We start from the raw sequence: 26,215 nt of genomic DNA on the forward strand, positions 1-26,215 counted from the left end.
GGTAGCGGCTGATGTCCGCGTAGGTGCGTGCTCTGGGCGTGCCGGGCGAAAGCCCTCGTACCGGATGTACTTGGGCTTTCGCCCGGTGCGGCGGTGGGGGCACCTCCCGCTCATGGGGGAGAAGCCGAGAGTGGGGGAGCGTGCATGGCGTCGCTCGGCAGACGGGAATGTGACGACAGGACCTAGCCCCGCCTGAACGTTCCCAAGCCGTCCTTGTCGAACGCCTCGATCGTCACCTGTGTCGCCGTGCCGCCCTGGTCGCCCCGGAACGTGACCCCGGAGGGGCCGCTCGAGTTCTCGCCGACCGTCTCGAAGGAGAAGGTGTCGCCGTCGTAGTGGGTCAGACGGAACGTCATCGGCTTCGGGCCCAGACGGAGGGTGAGTTCGCCGTCTGTCTCGGTGACGGTCAGGGGGCCGTAGTAGGCGTTGCGGTAGGTGCCCGTGTAGGCGGAGGCGGGGCGGGGCTCGGCCGCGTCGTCCGGGGGGTTGGCGTAGTCGGTGGTGGAGCGGGCCTTCTGCTCCTCCTGCGCGTAGACCCCGCCGATGAGGTCCAGCCAGTCCTCGGTCGGCTTGCCGTGCTGGGCCGTGTCGAGGAAGTCCAAGGCGATGGCGTCCGCGAGGCCGACGGGGGCGCCGTTGGTGAGGACGGCGATGCCGAGCTCTTCGCCGGGCAGCATCGTGACGTTGGTATTGGCGCCCAGGGCGAAGGCGCCGGAGTGGCTCAGGCGCAGGCGGCCCAGGTCGTCGTAGGCGACGTTCCAGCCGAGGCCGTAGAAGCTCGCGCGGCCCGCCGGGGCGGGCGGCGGCTGGGCGACGATCGCGGGGACGTGGGTGCGTTTGAGGGGGTCGGCGGCGATGATCTGCTCGCCGTCCAGCTCGCCGTTCGCGAGCTGGAGGCGCAGCCAGCGCGAGAGGTCGCGGGCCGTGGAGCTCGCGCCGCCCGCCGGGGACTGCGCGTCGGCGTCCCGGACGTGCTTCGCCTCCCAGGCGACGCTGCCCGTCCCGTTGCCGCCGCTGTCGCCCTCGTCGGTGCGGACATGAGCGAAGGCCTTGTTCGTCGCGCTCTCGTAGTCGCTGAAGCGGGAGCTGGTGTCGTCCATGCCGGCCGGCTTGTAGAGCAGGCCCTCGGAGAGCTTCTCCCAACTCGTCCCGGCCGCGTCGGCGACGGCCTCCCCCGCCGCCGTGACACCGAAGTTGGTGTACGCGTAGCTCGCGCGGAACGGTGTCAGGGGCTCCAGGCGCAGGTGTTCGAGGATGTACTTCCGGTCGTAGCCGAGGTCTTCGAGGAGGTCTCCGGCGTGGTCGGGCAGTCCGCTGCGGTGTGCGAACAGATCGGCCACGGTGACGTGTTCGGTCACCCAGGGGTCCTTCAGGGCGAAGTCCGGGAGGTGTTCGGCCACCGGGTCGTCCCAGGCGGCGGACTTGTCGCCGACGGCCCCGGCGACCACGGTCGACGCCAGCGGCTTCGACAGGGACGCCAGTTGGAACACCGTGTCCGGGCCGACCTCGGCCTCCTGACCGACGTGCCGTTTGCCGAAGCCGTCCAGGCGGACGACCTCGTCCTTGTGGACGACGGCCACCGCGACGCCCGGGACGCCGGTGCGGTCCATGCCCTTGTCGACGATGGAGTCGAGGGCGTCGACGGCCCGGTCGACATCGTCCTGGGTGAGCCGGGGCGGCGGCTGAGGCGGGGGAGCGGCGGAGGCGGTGCCGAACGGGACACCGCCGAGGACGAGGGCGGGGGTGAGGAGCGAGGCCAAGGCCGTCGCGACCCGCGCCCTGCTCCTATGACGTGTCCTCGCGTGCCGAACACCCGTGGGCTTGTTCACCTGCCGAACACCCATGTGTTCATTCAAACGGGTGAGCCGGGCTTTGTCCTGCGGAGGGCGGAGGGCGGAGGGCGGAGGAGCGGACCCGGCCCGGGGTCACGCCGGTGCGGACACGCCCTCCTGCTCGGCCTTCTGCTCGCCCTCCTGCTCGGCCTCCACGCGCGCGTTCCACTCCTTCTTCGACGCCTGCCAGCCGTCCTCGTCGTGGCCGAGGCGCCAGTAGCCGGAGATCGACAGGTCCTCGCGCGGAATCTGAAGCTCGACGCGCAGCATCCGGCGCAGCTCCTTCACGAAGCCTGCCTCGCCGTGCACGAAGGCGTGCAACCGGCCTTCGGGGAACTCCAGCGCGCGTACGGCCTCGACGAGGACCGAGCCGACGGGGCGGTCGCCACGGTGCAGCCAGACGACGTCCACATCGGAGTTGATCTTCTGCTCTTCCTCGGCGCCGGCGATCTCGACGAGCGCATGGACCCTGGCCCCGTCGGGCAGGGCCTCCAGCGAGGCGCCGATCGCGGGCAGGGCGCTCTCGTCGCCGACGAGCAGATGCCAGTCGGCCTCCGGGTTCGGCGCGTAGGCACCGCCGGGGCCCAGGAAACGGACCAGTTCGCCCGGCTGGACCCGCGTCGCCCACGGGCCGGCGAGGCCCTCGTCGCCGTGGAGCACGAAGTCGATGGTCAGCTCGCGCAGTTCGGGATCCCAGGCGCGCACGGTGTACGTCCGGGTCACGGGCCACTGGTCCCGGGGGAACTCCGCGCGGATGCGCTCCATGTCGAAGGGCTCCGGGTAGGTCACGCCCTCGGGGCCGAACAGGAGCTTGACGTAATGGTCGGTGCTGCCGCGTGTACTGAACTCGGCGAGGCCGTCGCCGCCGAGGACGACCCGCTGCATGTGCGGGGTGAGCCGCTCGGTGCGGACGACTCGCGCGGAGTGGGGCTTCGGGGTCCTGCGTACCGGACGCTCTGCCATGACGGCCTCCAAATACCTAGCTAAGGCTTACCTAAGTTAGCATCTCCCCCTCATGAACACCTCACGCTCGCCGCGTGTATCACGACTTTTGCGCTGTGAGTCGCGCCTCAAAGCCCTCACAGCGAGCCCTCACAACGAGCCCTCACAACCCGAGTGTCGTGCCACCCCCTCGCGTACGCCCCTCCCTACCCCTGAAGCGTCACCCCTGAAGCGTCACCCCTGAAGTGTCGTGAGCAGCCGCTGCAACGATCCCCCCAGACCCCAGCGCGCGGCCAGCGCCTCCAGCACGGCCGGGTCCTTCGGCGTCCGCGGCAGTGCCGTGTCGACGTCCGGCAACGGTACGTCGACGGCCACCCGTACGACCCTGGGCGCGACCGCAACATAAGATCGCGCCTCGTCGAGCCGTTTGCGTTGCGACGGGGTGAGCCCGGCCGCCGGGTCGTCGGCCGCGGCCATGATGCCGGCCAGGTCGCCGAACCGGTCGAGCAGCTTCGCGGCCGTCTTCTCGCCGATGCCGGGCACCCCCGGCAGCCCGTCGCTCGGGTCGCCGCGCAGCAGGGCCAGATCCACGTACCCTCGGCCGTCCACCCCGTACTTCTCGCGCAGCACCGCCTCATCAGTGAGCTGCAGCGTCCCCACACCCTTGAGCGGGTACAGCACGCGCACCGCGCGCTCGTCGTCGACCAGCTGATACAGGTCGCGGTCGCCGGTGACGATGTCGACCGGGTCCTTCGCGAGGGCCGTGAACGTGCCGATCACGTCGTCCGCCTCATATCCGGCGACGCCCACGCGCGCGATACCGAGCGCGTCCAGCACCGCTTCGATGACCGGCACCTGCGGCGACAGGGTGTCCGGCACTTCCTCCTCATCGGGCCCGACCGCGTGCTCCTCGGCGACGCGGTGCGCCTTGTAGGAGGGGATCAGGTCGACCCGCCACTGCGGCCGCCAGTCCGCGTCCATGCACGCCACCAGGTCCGTCGGCCGATGGTCCCGGACCAAGCGGTCGATGAACTCCAGCAGCCCGCGCACGGCGTTCACCGGGGTGCCGTCCGGGGCCTTCACGGAATCCGGCACCCCGAAGTAGGCGCGGAAGTAGAGCGAGGCTGTGTCGAGGAGCATCAGGCGTCGGGTCACGCCCCGCATCATGCCGTACACCACCGACAGGCCGCCCCCGAAGCGGACGCGAACACGATCCAGCGCGGACGCGAACACGATCCAGCGCGGGCGCGGACACGATTCAGCGGGGCCTAGACACGATTCGGCGCGGACGCGGACCCGCGCACGCGCCAGGCGTACGCGCCGCGCGTGTGCACCAGTGAACGATCTGCGAGGCCGACCACTTTCCCGTTTGCCCTGCTCAGGCCCAGGCATGCGCAGCCCGGGAGCAAAGCGGGGCCGGCCTGCCGACCCTGCGAAGACCTGGTGAAAACAGTGTGGTGCCACCGGTCGGGCGGGCCGATCCCGCCGCGCTCCACGGCCGTCCTGCGGGCGGGGGAGGCGGGCCGTCCTGTTTGCGAACCGAGAGGTACCTGTGTCAGCCAGTCAGCCCACCAGGCTCCAGGCCGAAAACCTGTGCAAGGTCTTCGCAGAAGATCCGACGAAGCGGTGGAACGCCTCCGCGCCGGCGCCGACCGCGCCGAACTGCGCGCTGACGGCACCACCCCCGCCGTGATCGACGCCTCCTTCACCGTGGAGGCGGGCCAGATCTCCGTCGTCATGGGCCTGTCCGGCTCCGGCAAGTCCACCCTGCTGCGCATGCTCAACGGGCTCCTGGAGCCCACCGCGGGCCACGTCCGCTTCGACGGCCGGGCCCTGACCGCGCTGAGCGACCGCGAACTGCGCGCGGTCCGCGCGCACGGCATCAGCATGGTCTTCCAGCACTTCGCGCTCTTCCTGCACCGCAGCGTCCTGGAGGACGCCGCGTACGGCCTGGAGGTCCAGGGTGTACCGCGCGCCGAACGCGAGAAACGTGCACCGAGGCGCTCGCCCTCTGCGGCTGGCCGGCTGGGAGAAGTCCTGGCCCGACGAGCTGTCCGGCGGTATGCAGCAGCGCGTCGGTCTGGCCCGTGCCCTCGCCGCGGACGCCGATCCGCTGCTCATGGACGAGTCGTTCAGCGCGCTCGACCCGCTGATCCGCCGCGACATGCAGGACCAGCTGCTCCAGCTGCAGAAGACCCTCAAGAAGACCATCGTGTTCATCACGCACGACCTCAACGAGACCATGCGCCTGGGCGACCGCATCGCCGTCATGCGCGACGGCCGTACCGTCCAGACCGGCACCGCCGAGGACATCCTCCTCCGCCCGGCCGACGACTCCGCTGGGCATCTGGGCGGCCCGTTCGAAGACGGTGAGCGCGGCCGTACGTCCCCTCCTGGACCTGCTCCTGACGATGCCGTCGATGGTGCTGCTGATCCCGGCCATCATCTTCTTCGGCCTCGGCACCGCGGCCGGCGTCGTCGCCACGCTGATCTTCGCGCTCGCCCCCGGCGTCCGCATGACCGAGCTGGGCATCCGCCAGGTGGACGCCGAACTCGTCGAAGCGGCCGAGGCGTTCGGTGGCACACCCCGGGGCACCCTGCTGTGCATGCAGGGTGCCCCGGGGTGTGCCCGACCATCATGGCGGACGTCAACGCCAACCAGGTCATCATGCTGAGCGTCTCTGACTGGCCGAGTGACTCCTCAACGTTGCTCAGGGTGTGAGGCCAATCGCCTTCGTGCCCTGGTGCTGAGCGGCAGGTGCCGCCAGCCCGCGTGGCACGCCCCTCCGGACGCTGGTCGATCAGGCCGCATGACCCGACCGAGGAGGGTGCCCGACGTCGCCTGGGCACCGGGCGTGCACATGACAGTCTGTCACGATATCGCTACGGATCACTAATCGGACTGGTGGCCCTGTCGGTCGGCCGTCATCGTCGGCACTGGCGGCCCATGGGCACCTTCCGCCCCTCCGCCGGCACCGCCGAGGCCTCCGCCACGAACGTCGGCAAGGCCAAGGAGATCAACATCGGCTACGTCCCGTGGGACGAGGGCATCGCCTCCACCTACCTGTGGAAGGAGCTCCTGGAGCGACGCGGCTTCGACGTCACCACCACCCAGTACGCGGCCGGCCCCAGGACTTCGGCCCGGGCGCCAGCCAGGCCTCACTCGCACCGAACGGACGCGGTGGTTGCGTACTGGCGTACGAGAAAGATCCGGACAACCACATCGCGGTCCGCGGCTACCCCGGTCTCGACGCCCTTCTGGCAGGTGAGGCCGACCGTGCCTTCGACGCTCCCCGCACCCTCTCGCGCTGCGCCGAGGGCACGCCCGATGTCACCGCAGTGGACGGCGACACGGTCGAACTCACCGGCCACTACCAGGAGTCGTGCGGAACGGACCGCCAACTCCGGGGCACGCTGAGGGACTTCACCACCTGGCACGCCGAGCCCGATGACCGGCTGGACCGTGCCGTCGCGGCCTGGGGGACGGCCGGGAACATCGGCGACCGCACCCGCGTTGCATTGGATGGCGAACCCATCGTGCTGATCGAGGGCCAGCACCGGCGCGACGACTTCCGCAGTTGGCGAACGTACGCCTACGATCCGGTGACCGGACGCGCCGGCAGCCTCACTCCGCGCACCCAGGGCGGCAGCGAGGCCCTGGCCAACCCGTCGGCCACCGTCCTTGCCACGCCCGAGGGGCGTTCCGCGCTCCTGGTCAGCCTCTTCGTACCGCGGGAGGGGGGGCGGCGCGCGGCGAGGCGGGACAGCTCGTCTACTGGCGCGAACTGTGAGCATGAACCCCTCCCCGGTTTACAGGGATGTGACGGGCGCATGAAACGGTTTGCCGAACATGCGTAGGGTGCAGAGAACTCATCAGGAGATGTGCGCCGGATGAGTCCCGTATGAGTCCGGGGCCGGTGGGCATCCGTAACCGGACCCGTAGGCGTCCGAGAGCCGACCGACGAGCGAAGGAGGGAGCCGGAGCTATGGGCGACCACAAAGAACAGCCCCTTCGGGTGGGCGCGGCCGTCCGGCGGCGGCGCCGGGCACTGGAGCTCACCCTCTCCGTCGTGGCCGAGCGCAGCGGCCTGTCGGTTCCCTTCCTCAGCCAGGTCGAGAACGAGAGGGCCCGCCCCAGCAAGCCCTCCCTGGAGCGCATCGCCGACGCGCTCGGCACCACCGCGGTCGAACTGCTCGCCGCGGCCGACCCGGCGTGCAGCGTCGATGTCGTACGCGCTGAAGCCGCCGACGACGGTTTCATGCCCGCCGAGTCCCGCTCACGCTCCCTGGTGCGCGGTCACCACCAGCTGCACGCCATGGAGTTCACCGGCGATCACGACGAGGGCCGCGAGGTCCAGCACCGCAACGACGAGCTGATGTACGTCGCCGACGGTGCCGTCGAGGTCGAGGCCGAGGGACGCGCCAACCGGCTCGGGCGCGGCGACACGCTGTACATGTCCGGTGGCGTACGGCACCGGTGGCGGGCCACCGTGCCCGACACCCGCGTGATCGTGGTGGCCGTCGCCGACCACATCGAGGCCCTGGAGGACCGCCACGGAGGGCGCGGCCGAATGGGGGGTGCCTGAGGGCTCGGGTGGTGCGGTCGGTTGGGCGGCTGCGGGTGGGCGGGGGTTGCTCGCGCAGTTCCCCGCGCCCCTGAAAAGCGCGGGCGCGCCCGGTGTTTTTAGGGGCGCGGGGAACTGCGCGACAAGCCCCCACTCGCCCGCACCCGGCATCGCAACCGCACCCACCCGAGCTCTCAGGCACCCGCCCCTCGGGCATAAGCTGGAGTTATGAGCGACCGTGATCGTGGCCTCGCGCCTGTGGAGCGGAGCGCGGGGCTGGCCCATCGCGTGCCGGACCTGGGCGCCCTCGAACTGCTGCTGGCCGTCGCGCGGCTCGGCTCGCTCGGGCGGGCAGCCCAGTCGTTGGGGATCACTCAGCCGGCGGCGAGCAGCAGGATCCGTTCGATGGAACGGCAGCTGGGCGTAGCTCTGGTGGACCGGTCGCCGCGTGGGTCCAGTCTCACGGACGCGGGGGCGCTGGTCACGGACTGGGCCCGGCGGATCGTGGAGGCGGCCGAGGCGTTCGACGTGGGCGCGCAGGCGCTGCGGGACCGGCGCGACTCGCGTCTGCGGGTCGCCGCGAGCATGACCATCGCCGAGTATCTGCTGCCCGGCTGGCTCATCGCGCTGCGTGCCGAGCGCCCGGACACGGCGGTCTCGCTGCTGGCGGGCAACTCGACGGTGGTCGCGGAGCGGCTGCTGGCCGACGAAGCCGACCTGGGCTTCGTGGAGGGACCGACCGTACCGGCCGGCCTGGACGCGGCGGTCATAGCCCACGATCACCTGATCGTCGTGACGGCCCCCGACCACCCCTGGGCGCGCCGCCGCAAGCCCCTGGACGCGGCGGAGCTGGCCTCGACCCCCCTGATCCTCCGCGAAAAGGGCTCCGGCACCCGCCAGGTCCTGGAAGGGGCGCTCGGCGGCCTCGCCCGGCCCCTCATCGAGCTCTCCTCCACCACGGCGGTCAAGTCCTCCGCCCTCAGCGGCGCCGGCCCCGCCGTCCTCAGTGAGCTCGCCCTCGGCGAGGAACTCTCCGCCCGCCGGCTGGTCCGCATCCCGGTAGAGGGCATCCGCCTACGCCGCGCCCTACGAGCGGTCTGGCCCACAGGCCACAGACCCGCAGGCCCAGCAAGAGACCTACTGAGCCTGACCCGAGGCCCAGCCACCTGACCGAAGCGCCCCCGCAAGGGGCGCGGGACTGTGTGCTCATGCGGCTCCGCCGCGTGAGCGCGACAAGCCCCAACGAACCCGCACAAGCCAACCCACCTCCGCCCGCAAAGGGGCACGGGGCTGTGTCGATTTGCGGCTCCGCCGCGTGGGCGCGATCAACCCCCACCCACCCGCACCCGCCAACGAATCCGAACCCCCCGAGCTCAAAGGCGCAGCGGGGTCAAAGGGGCGGCAGCCCCTGGGGATGGGACGGGTAGGGGCGGGGGCGAGAAAAACCCGGCTCAACCAGCGGCGGCCAGCGTCAACGCCCGCATCACCCGAACGTCCTCCCCCATCTCCGGATGCCACTGAACCCCCAACACCCACCCGACCCCAGCCCCAGCCCCACCGGCAAACTCGACCGCCTCCACCGTCCCGTCCCCCGCATACGCCGAAGCCACCAGCCCCTCCCCAAGACGATCCACCGCCTGATGGTGATACGTCGGCACCGACGTCTCCTCGGGCACGATCTCCGCATAAAGCGACCCCGGCACGGGCTTGACCGCATGCCGCCCGAACACCCCCACCTCCACCACATGGTCGTCGATGTGCTGCACGAGCGTCCCCCCGAGCGCGACGTTCAACAACTGCATCCCCCGGCAGATACCCAGCAACGGCGTCCCGGCCGACAGCGCCGCGCCGATCAACGCCAACTCCCACGCATCCCGCTCCGCCGCCGCCGGACCCGTACGCGGCGACCGCTCGGCCCCGTAGCGCGCCGGATCGACATCCGGCCCACCCGCGATCACCAGCCCGTCAAGCCGCGCGACTACCTCCGCGGCGTACGCCGGATCGTCCGGCGGAAGCATCGCGGCGACACCCCCCGCCGCCTGGACGAGCCGCGGATAGCCGACCGGCAGCAGTGCCGCCTCCAGCTCCCACACACCCCAGCGCGCCCCGGACTCCAGATACGTACTCACACCGATCAGCGGCCTGGCCACGCGCTTCTCCCTCGCCCTCAATGGGACACGTCCATACCTTTGTACCGCGCACCCCGGCCACGGTTCACGTCAAGAACCCCCGCAGCAGCGCCGCCGTCCCGGCGCAGTGCTCCCGCGTGATCTCCCGCGCCCCGTCCGCGTCCCCGTCCAGCACGGCCTCGACGAGCGCGACGTGCTGCCGCTGGGAGTGCTCCAGGTTCCGTACCAGCAACGGGATGCAGTCGAGGAGTTCGTTGACGGAGGCGCGTACGGCCGCGTACTGGGCGATGAGACTGGGGGAGCCGCACAGCTCCGCGAGGGTGAGGTGGAGGAGGGTGTCGAGGCGGCGATAGTCGGCGAGGGGCGCGTCGTGGGTGCGCGCCAGCGCCTCCCGCAGACGTACCGCCTGCTCGCCGGTCAGCCCGTGGGTCGCGCACAACCCGGCCGCGCCCACCTCCAGCACCTCCCGGAAGCGCAGCACGTCCTCGATGTCGACCTTGGCGATACGGCGCCGCAGCTCGTCCTGCCCGCCGGCGTCGGCGCGCGGCAGCACGAACGTGCCGCCGTACCGGCCGCGCCGCGACTCCACGAGCTTCTGGTCCTGGAGGACCTTCAGCACCTCGCGCAGCGTCACCCGGCTGATCCCGAGCCGCTCGGCCAGCTCGCGCTCCGCGGGCAGCCGCCCGCCGCAGGGCACCAGCCCGAGCCGTACGACCTGGAGGATCTGTTCGAGGGCCTCCTCGAACCCGTTGCCCGCCCGCACCGGCCGCAGCACCGGGGTCAGCCGGTCCTCAGGGTTGCCGTCAGGTTCCGCCGACATGTGGCCGTGCCCCCTTCCCAAGCAATGGTTCTCGGCAATACCTTATGGCTCTCGGTCCCACCGTAGAAGCGTGAAGAAGCCCGCAGCAAGACCCAGCAAGGCCACAGCAAGACCCAGCAAGCCCGCAGGAGACAGCAGAAAGCCCGCAGAAAGCCCGCAGAAAGCCCGCAGCAAGACGGCAAAGCCTGTTGAAAGCCCGAAGGAGCCTTCCCGTGGCAGACCGCACAGCGCCGCTCAGCGTCGAGGAACTGCATGCCCTCGTCGCGGGCGGTGAGATCGACACCGTCGTCCTGGCCTTCCCCGACATGCAGGGACGCCTCCAGGGCAAGCGGTTCGCCGCGCGCTTCTTCCTCGACGAGGTGCTCTCCCACGGCACCGAGGGCTGCAACTACCTGCTCGCCGTCGACACCGAGATGAACACCGTCGACGGCTACGAGATGTCCTCCTGGGACCGGGGTTACGGCGACTTCGCCATGCATCCCGACCTGAGCACCCTGCGCCGGGTGCCCTGGAACGAGGGCACGGCCATGCTCATCGCCGACCTCGCCTGGAACGACGGTTCACCGGTCGTCGCCGCGCCCCGCCAGATCCTGCGCCGCCAGCTGGAGCGCCTCGCCGAGCTGGGCTACACCGCCCAGGTCGGCACCGAGCTGGAGTTCATCGTCTTCAAGGACACCTACGAGCAGGCCTGGGACGCGGGCTACAAGGGCCTCACCCCGGCGAACCAGTACAACATCGACTACTCGGTGCTCGGGACGGGCCGTATCGAGCCCCTGCTGCGGCGGATCAGGAACGAGATGGCGGCGGCCGGGCTGACCGTCGAGTCCGCGAAGGGCGAGTGCAACCCCGGGCAGCACGAGATCGCCTTCAAGTACGACGAGGCCCTGGTCACCTGCGACCAGCACGCGATCTACAAGACCGGTGCCAAGGAGATCGCCGCCCAGGAGGGCATGTCGCTCACCTTCATGGCCAAGTACAACGACCGCGAGGGCAACTCCTGCCACATCCACCTCTCCCTCGCGGACGCCGACGGCACCAACGCCATGGCCGACGGTCCTGAGATGTCCCAGGTCATGCGGTACTTCCTCGCCGGACAGCTCGCCGCCCTCCGTGACTTCTCGCTGCTCTACGCGCCCAACATCAACTCGTACAAGCGGTTCCAGCCGGGATCGTTCGCGCCGACCGCCGTCGCCTGGGGGTACGACAACCGGACCTGCGCGCTGCGGGTGGTGGGCCACGGTCGCTCCATGCGGTTCGAGAACCGCCTCCCCGGCGGTGACGTCAACCCGCACCTCGCCGTCGCGGGGCTCGTCGCGGCCGGGCTGTACGGCATCGAGCAGAAGCTGGAGCTGCCGGAGGTGTGCGCGGGCAACGCGTACACCTCCGAGTACGCGCACGTCCCGACCACCCTGCGCGAGGCCGCCGAGCTGTGGGAGAACAGCACCGTCGCCAAGGCCGCGTTCGGCGACGAGGTCGTCGCGCACTACCTCAACATGGCCCGCGTCGAACTGGCCGCCTTCGACGCCGCCGTGACCGACTGGGAGCTGCGCCGCTCCTTCGAACGTCTGTAATCCACCCCCGCTCCGAGAGGCCCTTTCTTGTCCGAGCAGCACACCGAGCACGAACTCCGTGTCCTCAATCCCGCCACCGAGGAGCTCGTCGCCACCGTCCCGGCCGCCACCCCGGCGGACGTCGACGCCGCCGTCATACGGGCGACGAAGGCCCAGCGGGTGTGGGCCGCGCTGGCCCCCGCCGACCGCGCCCGGCTGCTGCGCCGCTTCGCCGCGACCGTGGACGACCACCTCGAAGAGCTGGCCCGGCTGGAGGTCCGTGAGGCCGGGCACACCATCGGCAACGCCCGCTGGGAGGCCGGCAACGTCCGGGACCTGCTCGACTACGCGGCGGGCGGCGTCGAACGGCTCACCGGACGTCAGATCCCGGTGGCCGGCGGTCTCGACGTCACGTTCCTCGAACCGCTCGGCGTCGTCGGCGTGATCGCCCCCTGGAACTTCCCGATGCCCATCGCGGCGTGGGGCGTCGCCCCCGCGCTCGCGGCCGGCAACGCGGTCATCCTCAAGCCCGCCGAGACGACCCCGCTCACGGCTCTGCGACTGGCGGAGCTGGCCATGGAAGCGGGGCTCCCCGAAGGCCTCTTCCAGGTGCTGCCGGGCCACGGCCCCGTCGCGGGCAACGCCCTCGTCGAGCACCCCGGCGTCGCCAAGATCGTCTTCACCGGGTCGACGGCCGTCGGCAAACAGGTGCTGGCCAAGGGCTCCGCGCTCCTCAAGCGCGTCACCCTCGAACTCGGCGGCAAGAGCCCCAACATCGTCTTCGCCGACTCCGACCTCGAAGCCGCCGCGGCCACCGCCCCCATGGCCTTCCTCGACAACTCCGGCCAGGACTGCTGCGCCCGCACCCGCATCCTCGTCCAGCGCTCCGCCTACGACCGCTTCCTCGACCTCCTCGCCCCCGGCATCGAGTCGGTCCGCGTCGGCGACCCGGCCGACGAGACCACCCAGATGGGCCCGCTGATCTCCAAGGTCCAACTGGAGCGCGTCCGTTCGTACGTCGACGCCGACGCGCCCGGCATCCGGGGCAAGGCCCCCGAAGGGCCCGGCTTCTGGTTCCCACCGACCGTCCTCACCGACGTCGAGCCGCACGCGCGCGTGGCCGCCGAGGAGGTCTTCGGTCCCGTAGCCGTCGTCATCCCCTTCGAGGACGAGGCCGACGCGATCCGGCTCGCCAACGACACCCCGTACGGCCTCTCCGGCTCCATCTGGACCCGGGACGTCGGCCGCGCCCTGCGTGTCTCCCAGGCCGTCCGCGCGGGCAACCTGTCCGTCAACTCCCACTCCAGCGTCCGCTACTGGACACCCTTCGGCGGCTTCAAGCAGTCGGGGATCGGCCGTGAACTCGGCCCGGACGCGCTCACCGCCTTCACCGAAACCAAGAACGTCTTCATCAGCACGGAAGGCCCCGCACAGTGACCCAGCCCCAGGAGACTGTTACATCCACTGGGGGTTCCCCCCAGACCCCCGCCTGCCGCCGACTCGTCGGCCGTACCGCCGTCATCACCGGCGCCGGCAGTGGCATCGGCCTCGCCACCGCGCGCCGACTCGCCTCCGAGGGCGCGCACGTGGTCTGCGGCGACGTGGACGACGCGCGCGGCAAGGCGGCCGCCGAGGAGGTCGGCGGGATCTTCGTGAAGGTCGACGTCACCGACGCCGAGCAGGTCGAGGCGCTGTTCAAGACCGCGTACGACACCTACGGCAGCGTCGACATCGCCTTCAACAACGCGGGCATCTCGCCGCCCGACGACGACTCCATCCTGGAGACCGGCCTGGAGGCCTGGAAGCGGGTCCAGGAGGTCAACCTCACCTCCGTGTACCTGTGCTGCAAGGCCGCGATCCCCTACATGCGGCGCCAGGGCAAGGGCTCGATCATCAACACCGCGTCGTTCGTGGCCCGGATGGGCGCGGCGACCTCCCAGATCTCGTACACGGCCTCCAAGGGCGGTGTGCTGGCCATGTCCCGTGAGCTGGGCGTGCAGTTCGCGCGGGAGGGCATCCGCGTGAACGCGCTGTGCCCCGGCCCGGTCAACACCCCCCTCCTCCAGGAGCTGTTCGCCAAGGACCCGGAGCGGGCCGCGCGCCGACTCGTGCACATCCCGCTCGGCCGGTTCGCGGAGGCCGACGAGATCGCCGCCGCCGTCGCCTTCCTCGCCAGCGACGACTCGTCCTTCGTGAACGCCACCGACTTCCTGGTCGACGGCGGCATTTCGGGCGCGTACGTCACGCCGCTGTAGCAGTCCTGAGCCGCGCCCACGCCGGGTGTGATTAAAGTGCCGGGATGAGCAGTTCGCCGCCGCCCGGCTGGTACCGCGACCCGTCCTACCCGCTCACCGAACGCTGGTGGGACGGGACCGCATGGACCGATTACCGGCGCCAGCCGGCGGTGCCCGATCCGCCGCAGGCCCAGCCGGGGCCGCCCGCGGGCAAGGGCCCCGGGCGCACCACGGTCGTCGCCCTGGCCGCGGCCGGCGCCGTTCTGGTCGCCGCCGCCGTCACGGGCGGCGTCGTCGTGTTCGCGAAGGACGGCGACGGGGGCCAGGAGACGAGGACGACGACCTCCGCGCCCGCGGCTCCGACCTCCGGCACCGACGGCAGTGACAGCCCGTCCCCGTCGGCGTCCCCCTCCGGTGATCCGACCGTCGTCGCGGACGACCTCAACGGCATCACCTTCCCGATCCTCGACGGCTGGATCAGCGGCGAGGACACAGCCGAGGACGCCGTCCTGGTCCGGGACGGCACGTACGACTGCCCCGGCGACGGCGGTCTGTGCCGCAGCGGCTGGGTCTTCTCGCGGCCCGTGACCGGCGAGGACGAGACCTCCCCGAAGGTCCTCGCCGAGAACGACATCGAGGACGCGGCGAACGACGCGTACGACCGCGACAAGCTGGACCGGCGCCCCTACAACGGCATCACCGGCCACGAGGTCGTCGACTCCGGCTCGGTCGCCGTCGCGGGCCGCGCCGGGTATTTCGTGCGCTGGCGCGTCACGACCGAGGCCGGACCAGGCGGCTACGTCCAGTCCCTCGTCTTCCCGTCCAGCCGCGGCACCGGGACACCGGTGCTCGTCCGGTTCACCCTCGACGCGGGCCCCGACGGCCCACCGGTCGACGACATCGACAAGATCATCAAGGGCATCCGGCCGATGGGCGACGAGGCGGACAGGGAGACGGGCGGGGGAGTGGGCAGCAGCATCGGCCCCTAGCGACGGGGTTTTACAAGAACGTGTGGCCCTCGCCGCGGTACGTCGGCACGGTCGCCGTCACCTCGTCGCCCTCGACCAGATGCAGCACGTCGAACCGCTCGCACAGCTCCCCGGCCTTGGCGTGCCGGAACCACACCTTGTCGCCGAGCAGCAGGTCGTCCGTCGGCGACCCCAGCAGCGGGGTCTGCACCTCGCCGGGACCCTCCTGCGGGTCGTACTTCAGCCCTTCCGGCAGATACGGCACGGGCAGCCGGTCACGCCCGGCGGCGCCGGAGGCCGGATAACCACCGCCCAGGACGGTCACGACACCCACCCCCGGACGCCGTACGACGGGCATCGCGAACAGCGCGGCCGGACGCCCGCTGAACGAGGTGTAGTTGTCGAACAGCCGAGGGACGTACAGCCCGGAGCCCGCGCCGATCTCGGTGACCGCGTCCTCGGCCGCCGTGTGCTGCACACTGCCCGTGCCGCCGCCGTTGACGAACTCCAGGTCCGGCGCCACCGCCCGTACGGCACGCACGACTTGGGCCCGCCGCGCGGCCAGCTCCTTCTTCGCGGTGGCCTGCATCAGCCGCACGGCACGCGAACGGAAGGGCCGCCCCGCCACCGAGTCGCCCACCCCGGCGATATGCCCCTCGTACGCCATGATCCCGACCAGCTTGAACCCCGGCCGCTCGGCGACGGCCCTGGCCACCGCCGCGACCTGTTCCGGGGAGTGCAGCGGGGACCGCCGCGCCCCGACGCGTACGCGCCCGCCGAGCAGCTTCAGCGAGGTGTCCAACTCCAGGCAGACACGCACCACTTCACCGCCGCCCCGGCGGGAGTCGTCGATCAACCGGAGCTGGGCCGGGTCGTCGATCATCACAGTGACGGCGGCGGCGAGCTTCGGGTCGCCCGCCAGTTCCGCGAAGGCCTCGCGGTCGGCCGACGGATAGGCGAGGAGGATGTCGTCGAACCCGGAACGCGCCAGCCACAGGGACTCGGCGAGGGTGAAGGACATGATGCCCTGGAAGCCCTCACGGGCCAGCACCCGTTCGAGCAGCGCCCGGCACCGCACGGACTTGCTCGCGACCCGGATCGGCTTGCCGCCGGCCCTGCGGACGAGATCGTCGGCGTTCGCGTCGAAGGCGTCGAGGTCGACGATCGCGAGAGGTGCGTCGAGATGAGCGGTGGCCCGGTCGTAGCGGACCCGGTCGGCGGCGCGCGCAGTCATGAACGAAGACTGCCAGACATGATTACCGCAGGGTAGGGGGACGTTCCGGGCTAAAGCCCCGGTGCTGCCGACTGGTTCCCGTTCGACGGGGGGCAACCCGTAGAGTGACGCGAACGCACGGGACGACCTCGACGGGGATGCCGATCCGCTGCCACGGGTATGGCTGCCCGTGGTGTGGCGCATGCCTTGGCGGCACGGTCCCACCGCACGCGTGACGGCCGCTCCCCACGGGCGGTCGGCGCCCGGACGACCTCCGGGTCGGCCCGGGTACGAGGAAACTGGGGGGTGCATGAGCACGGAAGCGCGCCGCGCCTCCATCCCCCCACGCCCACCGCGGCCACCCCGCCCGTCCATACCTCCGGGCCCCGACACCCCGCCCACCACGCCCCCGACCGCCCCGACCCAGCCGCCGCCCCACGAGCCCGGGCTGAACGACGAGGGGACGGGGCCGCGTTCGACCACCGGGAGCGTTTCGGCGTGGGGCCCGACCACGGGGAGCGGCTCGGGCTCGCGTTCGTACGCGAGTGACGCCTCGGTATCGGGTTCGTCGTCCGGGGGTACGCCGACCGCGCCGCGGCGCCCGCAGCGGCCGCCGGTGGTGGGGGTGCCCGCGCGGCCCGGTACTCCTCCTCGCCCGTCCACGGCGCCGGGCGCGCCCCGGGACGTACACGACCCGGGTGCGGCGGGCGGGCAGAGCCCCTCGCGTGGCTCCGGCGCGGACGGCGGTGCCGCTCAGCGCCGTGCGGAACACCCGCGCTTCTCCGACTTCCGCCGAACCGCCGGGCAGGGACGCGACAGCTCGGCCACACCACCTCCCCCGGTGGCCTCGGCACGTTTCCCCGACGCTCCGCCCGCACCGCGTTCCCCGGACGCCCCGCCCGCGGCCCCGGCCCGCCTCACAGACGCTCCGCCGGTGCCCTCGGCACGCTTCCCCGACGCCCCGCCACCGGTATCGCCCCTCCGCCGCCCCCTGCCGGAAGAGTTCAGGCCCGATACCAGGCCGCGTTCCGCCGAGCCCGACCGGCCCGGTGGCTGGCAGCCCCCGACGGCGTCCTCCCGGCGCTCCGCCGAAGCCATCGACGCGGCGCTCGGCGCGCCGTCCGGGCGCCCCTACGTGACGTTCGCGCAGCCCGACACGTCGGCGTGGGAGGAGTGGGAGGCTCCCGAGTCGCACGACGGGCACCGCAGGCTCCGCCCGTCCGGGGCCCGTGCCGCGGCCGTCGCCGCGTGTGTCGTACTCGGCGTCGGGCTCATCGGCGGTGCGGCGGCGGGGAGTTGGCTCACCGGGGACACGGGGGCCGAGGGGGCCCGCGGCAGCTTCGTCGCGGCCGCCGACCTGTGGCACAGCGTGCCCGTGGACGAACTGTTCCCGCCCACCGTGCAGGGGGAGGGCGCCGGGCCCGGCGGTACCGACCGGACCTGGACCCGGGTCGCCGTCGCGCCCGACAGCGGCTGCGCGGACGCCTTCGACCCGCTGCTGCGCAAGGCCCTCACCCCTGCCGGCTGCCTGCGGCTCCTGCGCGCCACCTACACCGACGCGACCCACAGCAACGTCACCACCGTCGGCATGATGTTCACCAAGGCCGACGCCGCCACCATGGCTTCCCTCAAGGCCCGCTTCGCGAGGGACGGCCTCGACCGCCGGACCGACCTGATGCCCCGCCCATACGCCGCCGAGGACACCGTCGCCGCCGGGTTCGGCGACGACCAGCGGGCCTCCTGGACGATCTCCGTGCTCACGGACGCCCCGGTCGTCGTCTACGCCGTCTCGGGCTTCGCCGACGGCCGTACGGTCACCGAACCGCAGCCCGCCGAGGACGCGATGAAGTCCGACGCCACCACGGCCCCCGCCCAGTCCGGCCTCGGCCACGAGGCCCAGGGCCTCGCCGACCGCATCGAACGCGGCCTGCGCAAGACCGCCGCGTCCGCCACGGAGCAGCCTTCATGAAAGCCCACAAAACCGAGAACACCGACAAAGCTGGGAACACCAACAAGACCGAGAACACCGCGAAGAGCGGCGGCCGGTACCGCCGCCGTACCCTCCGCGTCGGTCTCCTCAGCCTCCCCCTCGCCGCCTCGCTGGCCCTCCTGCCATCCACCGCCGCCCACGCCGACAGCATCCGCGACCAGCAGTGGGCGCTGGACGCCATGCACACCGAGGAGGCGTGGCGCACCACCAAGGGCGTGGGCATCACCGTCGCCGTCCTCGACACGGGCGTCGACGACGAACACCCCGACCTGACCGGCAACGTCCTGCCGACGAAGGACATGGTCGGCTTCGGCGCCTCGCGCGGCGACCGCGCCTGGGCCCGGCACGGCACCGCGATGGCCGGGATCATCGCCGGACACGGACACGGCGTGAACAACGGCGACGGCGTCCTGGGCATCGCCCCGGAGGCCAAGATCCTCCCCGTCCGCGTCATCCTCGAAGACGGCGACTCCGCCCGCTCCAAGGCCCGCAGCACCCGGGGCAACGCCCTCGCCGAGGGCATCCGCTGGGCCGCCGACCAGGGCGCCGACGTCATCAACCTCTCCCTCGGCGACGACTCCGAGTCCGCCCACCCCGAGCCCTCCGAGGACGCCGCCGTCCAGTACGCCCTGAAGAAGGGCTCGGTCGTCGTGGCCTCCGCCGGCAACGGCGGCGAAAAGGGCGACCACGTCTCGTACCCAGCCGCCTACCCCGGCGTCATCGCGGTGACCGCCGTCGACGAGTACGGCACCCGCGCCGCCTTCTCCACCCGCCGCTGGTACGCCACCGTCAGCGCCCCCGGCGTCGATGTCGTCATCGCCGACCCCGACCGCAAGTACTACGAGGGGTGGGGCACCAGCGCCGCCGCGGCCTTCGTCTCCGGCGCCGCCGCCCTCATCAAGGCGGCCCACCCCGGCCTGACCCCCGCCCAGGTCAAACGGCTCCTGGAGGACACCGCCCGCGACACCCCCACCGGCGGCCGCGACGACTCCCGGGGCTTCGGCTTCGTCGACCCGGCGGCCGCCATCAGAGAGGGCGGCAAACTCGTACCGGACGACCTCAAGACGGCGTCGTACGGCCGTGAGTACTTCGGCTCCGGCCCGGACCCGGTCAAGGAGGACGACGCCACCTCCGGCTGGGTCGCCCCCCTAGCGGGCGGCCTCGGCGTCGTCCTGCTGGTCACGGCAGTCGTGGTGTGGCGCGGAGGCCGCGGCCGCCCGGACGAGTTCGTCATCTGACGGCTACGACGCGGTGGTCGCACTCGCCGGAGCGACCAAGCCGTCCCCGAAGTCCCCGAACACGGAGACGGCCGCCCGAGCCGCCGCCTCGACCACCGCGATCCCCTTCTCCTTCGTCGTGTTGCCGTGCGACACCACCGCGACCAGATACTCCCGCCCGTCCACCGTGACCCGGCCGATGCTGTTGATGACCCACAGCCCGGTGGCGGTACGCGGCAACCACCCGTTCTTCAGGGCGAATCCGGAGCCGGAGGCCCCCTCCTCCGAGGCGCCCGAGGCGCCCGACGCGACGGCCGAGACACCCCAGTCCTGCCCCACCGCTATCCGCCCCATCAGCTCCTGGAGATACGTCCGCGAGGCCTCGCTCAGCTCGGAATCGCCGCTCTCCCCGAACACCTGCTGGAGCAGGGCGAGTTGATCGGCGGCCGTGGTCCGCGTCAGCCCCCAGTACAGACCGTCGCCTCCCGCGGTGTCCGTCAGCCCGAACCGCTCGTTCGCGGCGTCCAGACCGTCCGCCAGCCCGATGGCCTTCCACAGCACCGTCGCGGAGGTGTTGTCGCTGTCGCGGATCATCGCGGAGGCGTACGTCCTCTCCTGCGCCGTGAGCTGCCGGTCCGCGTCCTGGGCGTGGAGCAGCAGGGCCGCGAGGATGTTCACCTTCACGATGCTCGCGGTCTCGAACCGCGCGTCCCCGTACGCCGCCCCGTCCCCGGACGCGACGTCCAGCACGGCGACGGACACGGCCGCCCCGTTCTCGACGGCCACGTCCTCAAGGGCCGTGGCGAGGGACTCGTCGTGATCCACCTCGGGCGCCGCCACAGGTTCCACCGAAGCCTCCTCAGCGACCGCGTCCGCACCCGGCGCGACGGAAGAGGAGGCGGAGGGCGATACCGGCAATGACGCCGACGACGATACGGCGGCACCCCCGCCACCCTGCGCCCGGGCCGTCACGTACACCGTCCCGGCGGCAGCCGTGGCGCACACGACGACGGCGGCCAGCGCGGCGCGGAAGATCGGACGGCGCCCGGACAGGAAGGCACGGCGACGGACTCTGCGAGGAGGCATGCGGCGATGGTTCTGCGCCGCGCTGTGCGGTGGGTTAGGCGATTGTTAGATGCTTGTCAGGGGAAGCTGAGAAAACCGTGAGTGACGTGACCGTCACGTTTCCGGCCCGGCAAAGGCCCAGGAGACTTCCCCCGATAGGGTCGACGACCGTGGCGAACAAGAACATTCCCGACCCCGGCTACTCCGACGACGACGGCTCCGCCGACCCCCGGCTGATTGCCGCGCTCGCCGCCTGGGCCGAGGACCGCACCGCCGTGGGTCCCGTCCTGGAAGCCCTCAAGGGGGCCCGGCTGCTCGTCCCCGTCGTGGCCGTGCTCGGCGAGGTCGAGGAGGACGAGAACGGGCTGCGCCGCGAGAAGACCAGCGACATGGCCGTCCCCACCCTGAAGGCCGGCGGCCGCACAGCCCTGCCCGCGTTCACCTCCACCGACTCCCTCGCCCGCTGGGACCCCGCCGCCCGCCCCGTCGCCGTACCCCTGCATCAGGCCCTCCAGGCCGCCGCGCACGAGAAGGCCGACACGATCGTGCTGGACCTGGCCGGTCCGGTGCCGTACGAGCTGACCGGGCCCGCGCTGCGCGCGCTCGCCGAGGGCCGTACGACGACCGACCCGCTCGCCGACCCGGCCGTCGTCGAGGCCGTACGGGACGCCGTCGCCGCCGAGCCCGCCGTACTCCGCGCCCACCTCGGCCCGGGCCGAGCCGACGGCACGCTGGCCCTCGTACTCGACCCGTCCGCGCCCCCCGCCGACGCCGCACAGGCGGTCGCCCGGCGCCTCGCCGCCGACGAGACACTGAGGGCCCGCCTGGTACGCGGCCTAGACCTGGCACTCCTGCCGGCCGGGGCGACGCCCCCGGGCGAGCCCTTGTACGTCAAAGGCTGACCTGTGACCTAGGGGGTGTGCCCGCACAGCACCCACGGCGCCCGGCACGTTCCCCCACTCTCGGCTCCGCTCGAGCGGGGGGACCCCCACCCGCGGCGGGCACGGGCACCGCACGGGACTTTCAAAACACCCCCTAGCCGTAGATCGGGCCCGTGTACTTCTCGCCCGGGCCCTGGCCCGGCTCGTCCGGGACGAGGGACGCCTCGCGGAAGGCCAGCTGAAGCGACTTCAGACCGTCGCGCAGCGGGGCCGCGTGGAAGGAGCTGATCTCGGTCGCGGACGCGTCGAGGAGGCCGGCGAGAGCGGTGACGAGCTTGCGGGCCTCGTCCAGGTCCTTGTACTTGTCGCCCTCCTCGGTCAGACCGAGCTTCACCGCGGCGGCGCTCATCAGGTTGACGGCGACCGTCACGATCACCTCGACCGCGGGGACCTCGGCGATGTCGCGGGTCATGGAGTCGAAGTCGGGAGCCTCGGAAGACTCGGCAGGGGTGTCACTCATGCCCCACACGATAGGCCCCGGCGCCCGTGCCCCGATCTGTGGGAGCCCAGGCGCCCCGATTGGCGGCCAGGGTCTTGACACTGTAAAGTGGCTTAACGACCGGTCGGACATATGTGTGCCCGACCCGCAAGTGGAGGCTCCGAACTCCCACCTGACCCTCTTCCGGGAAGGCAGGTCACCCGGTCAGACGGCCCCCACCGTTCCGTACGGACGGTGGAGTCGTCCGAAGTGCGCCCCGCGGAACACCGCGGCGGTGCTCCGGCAGTGCTTGGAGCCCCGCCTGTGTACCGTCCGGGGCATTTTTCATGCGCCCTGATGGTTGGTCCCTATGTCAACCAGACATTACGCGGCGGTCCGCCAGACCGTCGTGGGGTGCTACCGAGGAGGATCCATCAGCGCCGAGCCCCGCATCAACGACCGGATTCGCGTTCCCGAGGTGCGACTTGTCGGTCCCAGCGGCGAGCAGGTCGGGATTGTTCCGCTTGCCAAGGCCCTGGAGCTTGCGCAGGAGTACGACCTCGACCTGGTCGAGGTGGCCGCGAACGCGCGTCCACCGGTCTGCAAGCTCATGGACTACGGGAAGTTCAAGTACGAGTCGGCCATGAAGGCCCGTGAGGCGCGCAAGAACCAGGCGCACACGGTCATCAAGGAGATGAAGCTCCGGCCGAAGATCGACCCGCACGACTATGACACCAAGAAGGGTCACGTCGTCCGGTTCCTCAAGCAGGGCGACAAGGTCAAGATCACGATCATGTTCCGTGGTCGCGAGCAGTCCCGGCCCGAGCTGGGCTACCGACTGCTGCAGCGTCTCGCGGAGGATGTCCAGGAGCTCGGGTTCGTCGAGTCGAACCCCAAGCAGGACGGCCGCAACATGATCATGGTTCTCGGTCCGCACAAGAAGAAGACCGAGGCGATGGCCGAGGCCCGCCAGGCGCAGGAAGCTCGGAAGGCGGAAGCGAAGGCCAACCCCGGCAAGTCGCAGAACGCCGCCGACGCGGACGCACCGTCCGACGAGGACGTACCGTCCGAGGCGCCGGCCGAGGAGCCTGCCGAGGCGTAAGTCCCCCGGGTGCGAGCCCGGGGAAACCCTGGGCGCGAGTCCAGGGTGTCAACCGATAGATATGACGTTCCGTCGTGCCCGGTTTAGCGACCGGGCACGGGAGCGCCACTGACGAGGAGAGAACGGCGCTATGCCGAAGAACAAGTCGCACAGCGGTGCCAGCAAGCGCTTCAAGGTCACCGGCTCCGGCAAGGTGCTCCGTGAGCGCGCCGGCAAGCGCCACCTGCTCGAGCACAAGTCGTCCCGCGTGACGCGTCGCCTCACCGGCAACGCCGAGATGGCCCCGGGCGACGCCGCGAAGATCAAGAAGCTTCTCGGCAAGTGATGTGAGCGGCGCCCCCCCCGGGAGCGCCGTACGTCAGGACCGGGACCCAATCGATTCCGGGTCGTGTGAAGACCACCACGGCCCCGCTACAAGGAGTAAAAAGTGGCACGCGTCAAGCGGGCAGTCAACGCCCACAAGAAGCGCCGGGCGATCCTCGAGCAGGCCTCCGGCTACCGCGGTCAGCGTTCGCGTCTGTACCGCAAGGCCAAGGAGCAGGTCACCCACTCGCTGGTCTACAACTACAACGACCGCAAGAAGCGCAAGGGCGACTTCCGTCAGCTGTGGATCCAGCGCATCAACGCCGCTGCCCGCGCCAACGGCATCACGTACAACCGCTTCATCCAGGGTCTGAAGGCCGCGAACATCGAGGTCGACCGCAAGATCCTCGCCGAGCTGGCCGTCAACGACGCCACCGCGTTCGCCGCGCTGGTCGAGGTCGCCCAGAAGGCGCTGCCGGCGGATGTGAACGCGCCCAAGGCTGCGTGACCGCTGGCGCTGGCCTTAGCCGCCGAAGGACCCGCAGGCCCCCTAGGGTCTGCGGGTCCCGGCGTTTGGTGCCGGGGTGTCTGGAGTGCGCTTGTACGTGCGGGTTGTGGTGGGTTGCTCGCGCAGTTCCCCGCGCCCCTTGACGGCATGGGTCGCGCCCGGGGCTTTCAAGGGGCGCGGGGAACTGCGCGACCAGCCCCCACTCAGCCGCAGCCGCCCTACGACCCCCACCTCCCGAACTCTCAGGCGCCCCACCCCCTCCCCATCCCTCCCACCGAAGGTGACCCATGCCCGCCCCCGAGTTGATCTCACCGCGTTCCGCGCGCGTCTCCGCCGCGCGGCGGCTCGCCAAGCGGAACTTCAGGGGGAAGGACCGCCTGTTCCTCGCGGAGGGCCCGCAGGCCGTGCGGGAGGCGGCGGGGCATCAGGTGGACGGGACACCCACGCTGGTCGAGTTGTTCGCCACGGTCGAGGCCGCGGAGCGGTACGCCGACATCGTGGGGGAGGCCCGGGACGTCGGCGCCCGCATCCACCTCGCCGATGAGGCGGTCATCGCCGATATCTCCACCACCGTCACCCCGCAGGGCCTCGTCGGGATCTGCCGGTTCCTCGACACGCCGTTCGAGGACGTCCTCGCGGCCCGGCCCAAGCTCGTCGCCGTACTCGCCCACGTACGAGATCCGGGGAACGCCGGCACCGTACTGCGGTGTGCGGATGCCGCGGGGGCGGAGGCGGTCGTGCTCTCCGACGCGTCCGTCGACCTCTACAACCCCAAGGCCGTGCGCGCCTCCGTCGGCTCGTTGTTCCATCTGCCGGTCGCCGTCGGGGTGCCGGTCGAGCAGGCTGTCGCGGGGCTCAAGGACGCCGGGGTACGGATCCTCGCCGCGGACGGGGCGGGGGAGGACGACCTGGACGACGAGCTGGACAAGGGGACCATGGGCGGGCCCACGGCCTGGGTGTTCGGGAACGAGGCCTGGGGGCTGCCCGAGGAGACGCGGGCGCTGACCGACGCCGTCGTCCGCGTGCCCATCCACGGAAAGGCCGAGAGCCTGAACCTCGCGACGGCCGCCGCCGTATGTCTCTACGCGTCCGCCCGTGCGCAGCGCGCCTTCGGAGGGTGCCGCACCGTCACTCCCAGCTAGTAGGGTGACGGGCTCGGGGGCCCACTGCACAACGCGAGAGGTGGGGTACGGGGATGAGGGTCGGCACGAGCAGCACACTGGGGGGACGCGATGTGCCTGCCACGCCCGCGACCCGGCACGGTGATCCCGCCGAGCTCGGCATCGACCCCGACGAGCTCCCCGACGGACTCGTCGTCGCCGATGAACAGGGCCGTGTGATCTGCTTCAATGCCGCCGCCGCCCGCATCACCGCCACGGCCGCCGCTGACGCCCTCGGCCGCACCCTCGAACGCGCCCTGCCATTAGAGGACCTCGAAGGCCGCCGCTGGTGGCAGCTGACCGACCCGTACGGGGGGCTCGCGATCCGGGTCGGACAGCCCGAGCGGAACCTGCTCCTGCCGGGGGCGCGCGAAGTCCTCGTATCGGCGCGCTACATCCGTACCGAGCCCACCGGCCCCGTCCGCCGGGTCGTCGTCTCCCTCCGCGACACCGAGGCCCGCCGCCGCACCGAGCGCAGCCACGCCGAGCTGATCGCCACGGTCGCCCACGAACTGCGCTCGCCGCTGACGTCCGTGAAGGGGTTCACCGCGACCCTGCTGGCCAAGTGGGAGCGGTTCACCGATGACCAGAAAAAGCTGATGCTGGAGACCGTCGACGCCGACGCCAACCGGGTCACCCGGCTCATCGCCGAGCTGCTCGACATCTCACGCATCGACTCCGGACGGCTCGAAGTGCGACGCCAGCCCGTCGACATAGGCGCGGCCGTCGGACGGCACATCCAGGCGTACGTCGCCGCGGGCCAGCCCGCCGACCGGTTCCTGCTGCGGATCGAGCAGCCGCTGCCCAGCCTGTGGGCGGACCCCGACAAGATCGACCAGGTGCTGAGCAACCTGCTGGAAAATGCGGTGCGGCACGGCGAGGGAACCGTCACGATTGACGTCACGCCCGCCGCGTCCCCCCGGGAAGGGGACGGCCATCCACATGCTGCCACGTCGGTCATCGTGAGCGACGAGGGCACCGGCATCCCGGAGGAGTCCATGAACCGCGTCTTCACCCGCTTCTGGCGGGGCAGCAAGCGCGGCGGCACCGGCCTCGGGCTGTACATCGTCAAGGGCATCGTCGAGGCCCACGGCGGCACCATCACGGTCGGACGCGCCCCCGGCGGCGGCGCCGAGTTCCGATTTACGTTGCCCGTGGGGGCCCCGGCCTATCTGGCGTGAGCACCACGGGCGCGTTCGTCCACCTCAACCCCGTTAGACTCGGTCTTTGGCACCTTTGTGTCCCAAAAACCGTGACG

At 71.4% G+C, this 26,215-nt stretch carries 23 protein-coding genes and 3 pseudogenes; 18 read left to right on the forward strand and 8 right to left on the reverse strand.

The genetic code is table 11. The annotated features are described in order from the left end of the window. Nucleotides 1-182: 182 nt before the first annotated feature. From F3T56_RS39330 to F3T56_RS39340, 3 genes are all read right to left on the reverse strand, one after another. Nucleotides 183-1,844 carry a serine hydrolase gene (locus F3T56_RS39330; protein WP_149830269.1) on the reverse strand — a complete coding sequence of 554 codons (1,662 nt, stop codon included), beginning with the start codon at nt 1,842-1,844 and terminating at the stop codon, nt 183-185. Between the two features lie 81 nt (nt 1,845-1,925). Beyond that, nucleotides 1,926-2,795, reverse strand: a complete 870-nt coding sequence (locus F3T56_RS39335) for a siderophore-interacting protein (protein WP_149830270.1) — start codon at nt 2,793-2,795, stop codon at nt 1,926-1,928. 213 nt (nt 2,796-3,008) lie between these two features. Beyond that, nucleotides 3,009-3,953: a 5'-3' exonuclease gene (locus F3T56_RS39340; protein ID WP_149830297.1), complete on the reverse strand. Its 945-nt coding sequence runs from the start codon at nt 3,951-3,953 to the stop codon at nt 3,009-3,011. Nucleotides 3,954-4,326: 373 nt separating this feature from the next. Between F3T56_RS39340 and F3T56_RS50365 the strand changes: the two are divergent. The 6 genes and pseudogenes from F3T56_RS50365 to F3T56_RS39370 form a co-directional block, all read left to right on the forward strand. After that, nucleotides 4,327-5,109, forward strand: a pseudogene (locus F3T56_RS50365) (ATP-binding cassette domain-containing protein); the annotation flags it as partial. A gap of 1 nt (nt 5,110) precedes the next feature. Beyond that, nucleotides 5,111-5,457: pseudogene (locus tag F3T56_RS39350) on the forward strand (ABC transporter permease subunit); the annotation flags it as partial. A 306-nt stretch (nt 5,458-5,763) separates the two neighbouring features. Beyond that, nucleotides 5,764-5,904 (forward strand): annotated as a pseudogene (locus F3T56_RS39355) (glycine betaine ABC transporter substrate-binding protein); the annotation flags it as partial. Then, the gene (locus F3T56_RS39360) at nt 5,841-6,632 is read left to right on the forward strand and encodes a hypothetical protein (protein WP_216373064.1); all 792 of its coding nucleotides are present in this window, start codon (nt 5,841-5,843) and stop codon (nt 6,630-6,632) included. The pseudogene F3T56_RS39355 and the gene F3T56_RS39360, both read left to right, overlap by 64 nt. 128 nt (nt 6,633-6,760) lie before the next feature. Beyond that, the gene (locus F3T56_RS39365) at nt 6,761-7,360 is read left to right on the forward strand and encodes a helix-turn-helix domain-containing protein (RefSeq protein ID WP_149830271.1); all 600 of its coding nucleotides are present in this window, start codon (nt 6,761-6,763) and stop codon (nt 7,358-7,360) included. A gap of 207 nt (nt 7,361-7,567) precedes the next feature. After that, a complete protein-coding gene (locus tag F3T56_RS39370; RefSeq protein WP_149830272.1) occupies nt 7,568-8,509 on the forward strand; it encodes a LysR family transcriptional regulator in 942 nt (313 codons plus the stop codon). Between the two features lie 281 nt (nt 8,510-8,790). On the opposite strand, the gene F3T56_RS39375 is transcribed toward F3T56_RS39370, so the two are convergent. Beyond that, complete coding sequence (locus tag F3T56_RS39375; protein ID WP_149830273.1) at nt 8,791-9,489, reverse strand: gamma-glutamyl-gamma-aminobutyrate hydrolase family protein; 699 nt, start codon at nt 9,487-9,489, stop codon at nt 8,791-8,793. 64 nt (nt 9,490-9,553) lie between these two features. Further along, nucleotides 9,554-10,288, reverse strand: a complete 735-nt coding sequence (locus F3T56_RS39380) for a FadR/GntR family transcriptional regulator (protein WP_149830274.1) — start codon at nt 10,286-10,288, stop codon at nt 9,554-9,556. A gap of 212 nt (nt 10,289-10,500) precedes the next feature. Between F3T56_RS39380 and F3T56_RS39385 the strand changes: the two genes are divergently transcribed. From F3T56_RS39385 to F3T56_RS39400, 4 genes are read left to right on the forward strand one after another with little or no spacing between them, the layout of a single operon-like run. Continuing rightward, a complete protein-coding gene (locus F3T56_RS39385) occupies nt 10,501-11,859 on the forward strand; it encodes a glutamine synthetase family protein (protein ID WP_149830275.1) in 1,359 nt (452 codons plus the stop codon). Between the two features lie 27 nt (nt 11,860-11,886). Then, nucleotides 11,887-13,275, forward strand: a complete 1,389-nt coding sequence (locus tag F3T56_RS39390) for an aldehyde dehydrogenase family protein (protein ID WP_149830276.1) — start codon at nt 11,887-11,889, stop codon at nt 13,273-13,275. After that, a complete protein-coding gene (locus tag F3T56_RS39395; protein WP_149830277.1) occupies nt 13,272-14,093 on the forward strand; it encodes a 3-oxoacyl-ACP reductase in 822 nt (273 codons plus the stop codon). Before F3T56_RS39390 ends, F3T56_RS39395 begins: the two co-directional genes overlap by 4 nt. Nucleotides 14,094-14,137: 44 nt before the next feature. Then, nucleotides 14,138-15,061: a DUF2510 domain-containing protein gene (locus F3T56_RS39400; RefSeq protein ID WP_149830278.1), complete on the forward strand. Its 924-nt coding sequence runs from the start codon at nt 14,138-14,140 to the stop codon at nt 15,059-15,061. Between the two features lie 10 nt (nt 15,062-15,071). Here F3T56_RS39400 and F3T56_RS39405 read toward each other — a convergent pair whose 3' ends face one another. Then, nucleotides 15,072-16,274, reverse strand: a complete 1,203-nt coding sequence (locus F3T56_RS39405; protein ID WP_149830279.1) for an amino acid deaminase/aldolase — start codon at nt 16,272-16,274, stop codon at nt 15,072-15,074. A gap of 913 nt (nt 16,275-17,187) precedes the next feature. On the opposite strand from F3T56_RS39405, the gene F3T56_RS39410 reads away from it, so the two are divergent. Both F3T56_RS39410 and mycP read left to right on the forward strand, forming a co-directional pair. Continuing rightward, complete coding sequence (locus tag F3T56_RS39410) at nt 17,188-18,222, forward strand: hypothetical protein (protein WP_246204315.1); 1,035 nt, start codon at nt 17,188-17,190, stop codon at nt 18,220-18,222. Next, nucleotides 18,219-19,481: a type VII secretion-associated serine protease mycosin gene (gene mycP / locus F3T56_RS39415; protein WP_149830280.1), complete on the forward strand. Its 1,263-nt coding sequence runs from the start codon at nt 18,219-18,221 to the stop codon at nt 19,479-19,481. Before F3T56_RS39410 ends, mycP begins: the two co-directional genes overlap by 4 nt. Before the next feature lie 3 nt (nt 19,482-19,484). Here mycP and F3T56_RS39420 read toward each other — a convergent pair whose 3' ends face one another. Beyond that, nucleotides 19,485-20,546, reverse strand: a complete 1,062-nt coding sequence (locus F3T56_RS39420) for a serine hydrolase (protein WP_149830281.1) — start codon at nt 20,544-20,546, stop codon at nt 19,485-19,487. 149 nt (nt 20,547-20,695) lie between these two features. On the opposite strand from F3T56_RS39420, the gene F3T56_RS39425 reads away from it, so the two are divergent. Further along, complete coding sequence (locus F3T56_RS39425; RefSeq protein WP_149830282.1) at nt 20,696-21,427, forward strand: SseB family protein; 732 nt, start codon at nt 20,696-20,698, stop codon at nt 21,425-21,427. Nucleotides 21,428-21,560: 133 nt separating this feature from the next. On the opposite strand, the gene F3T56_RS39430 is transcribed toward F3T56_RS39425, so the two are convergent. Continuing rightward, nucleotides 21,561-21,926, reverse strand: a complete 366-nt coding sequence (locus F3T56_RS39430; protein WP_149830283.1) for a DUF1844 domain-containing protein — start codon at nt 21,924-21,926, stop codon at nt 21,561-21,563. Nucleotides 21,927-22,254: 328 nt separating this feature from the next. On the opposite strand from F3T56_RS39430, the gene infC reads away from it, so the two are divergent. From infC to F3T56_RS39455, 5 genes are all read left to right on the forward strand, one after another. Next, nucleotides 22,255-22,986: a translation initiation factor IF-3 gene (infC, locus tag F3T56_RS39435; RefSeq protein ID WP_246204316.1), complete on the forward strand. Its 732-nt coding sequence runs from the start codon at nt 22,255-22,257 to the stop codon at nt 22,984-22,986. Nucleotides 22,987-23,116: 130 nt separating this feature from the next. After that, nucleotides 23,117-23,311 (forward strand): 50S ribosomal protein L35, encoded by a 195-nt coding sequence (gene rpmI / locus F3T56_RS39440; protein ID WP_004933563.1) that lies wholly within the window; start codon nt 23,117-23,119, stop codon nt 23,309-23,311. 102 nt (nt 23,312-23,413) lie between these two features. Then, on the forward strand, nt 23,414-23,797 hold the full coding sequence (rplT, locus tag F3T56_RS39445; protein WP_033531708.1) for a 50S ribosomal protein L20: 384 nt from the start codon (nt 23,414-23,416) through the stop codon (nt 23,795-23,797). 287 nt (nt 23,798-24,084) lie between these two features. Continuing rightward, a complete protein-coding gene (locus F3T56_RS39450; protein WP_149830284.1) occupies nt 24,085-24,939 on the forward strand; it encodes a TrmH family RNA methyltransferase in 855 nt (284 codons plus the stop codon). Between the two features lie 53 nt (nt 24,940-24,992). Next, a complete protein-coding gene (locus tag F3T56_RS39455) occupies nt 24,993-26,138 on the forward strand; it encodes a sensor histidine kinase (RefSeq protein ID WP_149830285.1) in 1,146 nt (381 codons plus the stop codon). The last annotated feature ends 77 nt before the right edge of the window (nt 26,139-26,215 follow it).

The sequence above is a fragment of the Streptomyces tailanensis genome (assembly GCF_008386495.1).
In the GTDB taxonomy this organism is placed as follows: Bacteria; Actinomycetota; Actinomycetes; order Streptomycetales; family Streptomycetaceae; genus Streptomyces; species Streptomyces tailanensis.

Coding starts and splice junctions, on each gene's coding strand:
- F3T56_RS39330 (WP_149830269.1), bottom strand. CDS start 1,844: ATGGGTGTTCGGCAGGTGAACAAGCCCACGGGTGTTCGGCACGCGAGG.
- F3T56_RS39335 (WP_149830270.1), bottom strand. CDS start 2,795: ATGGCAGAGCGTCCGGTACGCAGGACCCCGAAGCCCCACTCCGCGCGA.
- F3T56_RS39365 (WP_149830271.1), top strand. CDS start 6,761: ATGGGCGACCACAAAGAACAGCCCCTTCGGGTGGGCGCGGCCGTCCGG.
- F3T56_RS39370 (WP_149830272.1), top strand. CDS start 7,568: ATGAGCGACCGTGATCGTGGCCTCGCGCCTGTGGAGCGGAGCGCGGGG.
- F3T56_RS39380 (WP_149830274.1), bottom strand. CDS start 10,288: ATGTCGGCGGAACCTGACGGCAACCCTGAGGACCGGCTGACCCCGGTG.
- F3T56_RS39400 (WP_149830278.1), top strand. CDS start 14,138: ATGAGCAGTTCGCCGCCGCCCGGCTGGTACCGCGACCCGTCCTACCCG.
- F3T56_RS39405 (WP_149830279.1), bottom strand. CDS start 16,274: ATGACTGCGCGCGCCGCCGACCGGGTCCGCTACGACCGGGCCACCGCT.
- mycP (WP_149830280.1), top strand. CDS start 18,219: ATGAAAGCCCACAAAACCGAGAACACCGACAAAGCTGGGAACACCAAC.
- F3T56_RS39420 (WP_149830281.1), bottom strand. CDS start 20,546: ATGCCTCCTCGCAGAGTCCGTCGCCGTGCCTTCCTGTCCGGGCGCCGT.
- F3T56_RS39430 (WP_149830283.1), bottom strand. CDS start 21,926: ATGAGTGACACCCCTGCCGAGTCTTCCGAGGCTCCCGACTTCGACTCC.
- infC (WP_246204316.1), top strand. CDS start 22,255: ATGTCAACCAGACATTACGCGGCGGTCCGCCAGACCGTCGTGGGGTGC.
- rpmI (WP_004933563.1), top strand. CDS start 23,117: ATGCCGAAGAACAAGTCGCACAGCGGTGCCAGCAAGCGCTTCAAGGTC.
- F3T56_RS39450 (WP_149830284.1), top strand. CDS start 24,085: ATGCCCGCCCCCGAGTTGATCTCACCGCGTTCCGCGCGCGTCTCCGCC.
- F3T56_RS39455 (WP_149830285.1), top strand. CDS start 24,993: ATGAGGGTCGGCACGAGCAGCACACTGGGGGGACGCGATGTGCCTGCC.